The organism is Nocardioides bruguierae, assembly GCF_023656415.1.
Classification (GTDB): domain Bacteria; phylum Actinomycetota; class Actinomycetes; order Propionibacteriales; family Nocardioidaceae; genus Nocardioides; species Nocardioides bruguierae.
The window spans coordinates 1-2,513 of record NZ_JAMOIL010000062.1 but is presented as its reverse complement, the minus strand read 5'-3'; the positions used below and the strand labels follow the sequence as shown (position 1 = coordinate 2,513).

The window sequence follows — 2,513 nt, the reverse complement described above, 5'->3', positions numbered from 1 at the left end:
CTTCTCCGGCGCGGGGGCGGCCGGACGCGGGGCCGGCTTCGGGCCGGGCTTGGGCGCGTCAGCGACCGGCGACGGCGCGGGCGCGGCCGGCTTGGGGCCGGGCTTGGGCGCTGCCGGGGCGGGCGCCGACGAGGCGGGGGCGGAGCCGCCGCCCTTCAGCGTCGGGCCGATCTCCTTGCGGAAACGCATCTCCGCGGGCAGCTCGACGGTCGAGCTCGCCGACTTGACGAACTCCCCCATCTCCTTGAACTTCTCGAGAACGAACTTGCTCTCGACTCCGAACTCTTTGGCGAGCTCGTGAACTCGGGTCTTGGCCACGTTTCTCCTCCTGGCCTCGAGACCCGAATCCGGGGGTTGTCTCTCGAGACCGTCAGTGGGTGTGCAAACTCATCGTGAGTAACTCATCGAGTGCTCATGAGCTGCTGCTCCAGTTCCTGGTCAGGCGGCCGGCCCCGGTGGGCCGGTCGGTGTCGGTCGTGACGCGGTCGAGGTACTGCCGCACCGGTGCGCTCTCCAGCGGAGCCCCGGCTGCTCGGCGCAGTGCCCGGGGGAACGCCTTCCTGCGGACGGCGAGGTCGTAGCACGCGGTCGTGGGGTGCAGGTGCGCCCCCCGGCCGGCTGCGACTCCGCGGGGGTCGGGGAGCACGGCAACCCTGCCGTCCTCGTCCGTGCCCACCACCGTGCGCAGCAGATCGCGTCGTGGTGCCCGCCCCCGGCACCCGATGCAGGTGCGGACGGGGCCGTCGGAGGACGGGCCGTCTGCTTCTGCAGGGAGTGCTGGGCTGATCACCGTCGTTCACCTTACCCCTTCGCCCCGACCGGAAACGAACCGGAGGGGGCCGCTGCCGGTGTTCGCTGCGCCGCTCGGGGCGTCGGGCCGGGCCTGGCGACGACGCACGACACGCCCGACACCGGGGGCGTCGGGCGTGTCGTGTGCGTGCGGATGCTCAGTTGATCGGCGAGGACCCGACCGTGACCGTCGCGGAGTGGCTGGTGCCGGAGGCGTCGCTCCAGGTGACCTTGACCGTGTCCCCGGGGTCCAGGGAGTCCATGGCGGACGCCAGGTCGTCGTAGCCGTCGACGGTGGTCCCGCCCACCTTGGTGATCAGCGAGCCGGCCGTGATGCCGGCGTCGTCGGCCGGGGAGCCGGACTCGACCTCGGCCACGGAGGCCCCGCCGGTGACGTTCGCGTCGATCGAGACGCCCAGGTAGCCCGAGGCGCCGATCTGCACGGTGCCGGACTCGGTGCCGGACTCGATCACGCTGACGATCGCCAGGGCGTCCTCGATCGGGATCGCGTAGCTCTCGGCGACGTTGCCGCTGCTGGCGGCGGTGGTCATCCCGACGATCTCGCCGTCGGCGTCCTCCATGGCGCCACCGGAGTACCCGCCCACGACGGCGACGTCGGTCTGGAGGAGGCCGTCGAGGTCCTCGGAGGAGATGCCGTACTCGCTCTGGGTGGTGATCTGCTGGTCCGTGGCGGTGACGGTGCCGTCGCTGGCCGACAGGTAGCCCTGGCCCTCGGCGTTGCCGACCGCGGTCACGTCGTCGCCGACGGCCGCGTCGCCGTCGTCGTCGATCGTGACGGTCGTCAGGCCGCTGGCGTCGTCGAGCTGGAGCAGCGCCACGTCGTTCTCGGCGTCGTGGCCGACGACGGTGGCGGTGTAGGTCTCCCCGGTGGTGGCCACCTCGACCTGGATGTCGGTGGAGTCCTCGACCACGTGGTAGTTGGTCAGGACGAGCCCGTCGGAGGTGAGCACCATGCCGGAGCCGGCGGCCTCGCCGTCGGTGAGGGTCGTGGTGATGAGGACGAGGCCCTGCGACTGGGCGTCGGTGGCGTCGGTGGCGGTGGCCTCCTGCTCCACCGTCGACGACGAGCCGCTCTCGGAGCCGTAGCCGTACGTCCCGCCGCTGGAGCCGCTGGACCCGTCGGTGCCGCCGTACCCGTACCCGTAGGTGCTGCCGCCGTCGGTGCTGCCGTCGGTCGAGCCCGACCAGGGGTCGGTGGAGGTGCCGCCGTCGGTCGAGGTGCCGTCGTCGGCGCTCGGCGCGGTCTGGGTGGTGCTGGAAGCGGCGGTGGTGGTGCCACCGTCGGCGACCACGCGGCCGGTGGCGAAGCCGAGACCGGCGGCCACGACGCCGGCGACGGCGACCACGGCGATCGCCTGGCGGGCGCGACGGCGTCGAGGACGGACCAACGCGACGGGCGCGACGGCGGGGGCGCCGTGGCCGGCCCACGCGCTGCTGGTCGGCATGTCGACGTGCGGGCTGCCCACGGGCGCCGGCGCCAGGGGGCCGGCCGGCTCGTGGGAGTCGTGGGGGGTCGTGCCGCTCGCGTTCGAGGCGGCGGCCGGGTCGCGGTCGTCGCCCGGGGTGCTGGTCCGCTCGTTGTCCATGCCGTGCAGTCAACGTGTGCCGGCTGCGACCCGGCTGACCCTCACCTGGGTGCTTCCTGTGCGTCTCGGAAGCCTCGCGGGCTCGCGTCCCCCACACCCCCGGGCGCCCGGATGGCA

Annotated in this window: 3 protein-coding genes; all 3 read right to left on the bottom strand. The window is 73.3% G+C overall.

Translation table 11 applies throughout. The annotated features are described in order from the left end of the window. On the bottom strand, positions 1 to 318 hold a 318-nt coding region (locus tag M8330_RS21590; RefSeq protein ID WP_250829032.1), incomplete at its 3' end, for a translation initiation factor IF-2 N-terminal domain-containing protein. 94 nt (positions 319 to 412) lie between these two features. After that, complete coding sequence (locus M8330_RS21585; protein ID WP_308196048.1) at positions 413 to 790, bottom strand: YlxR family protein; 378 nt, start codon at positions 788 to 790, stop codon at positions 413 to 415. Between the two features lie 157 nt (positions 791 to 947). Then, complete coding sequence (locus M8330_RS21580; RefSeq protein ID WP_250829031.1) at positions 948 to 2,396, bottom strand: S1C family serine protease; 1,449 nt, start codon at positions 2,394 to 2,396, stop codon at positions 948 to 950. Positions 2,397 to 2,513: the final 117 nt, after the last annotated feature.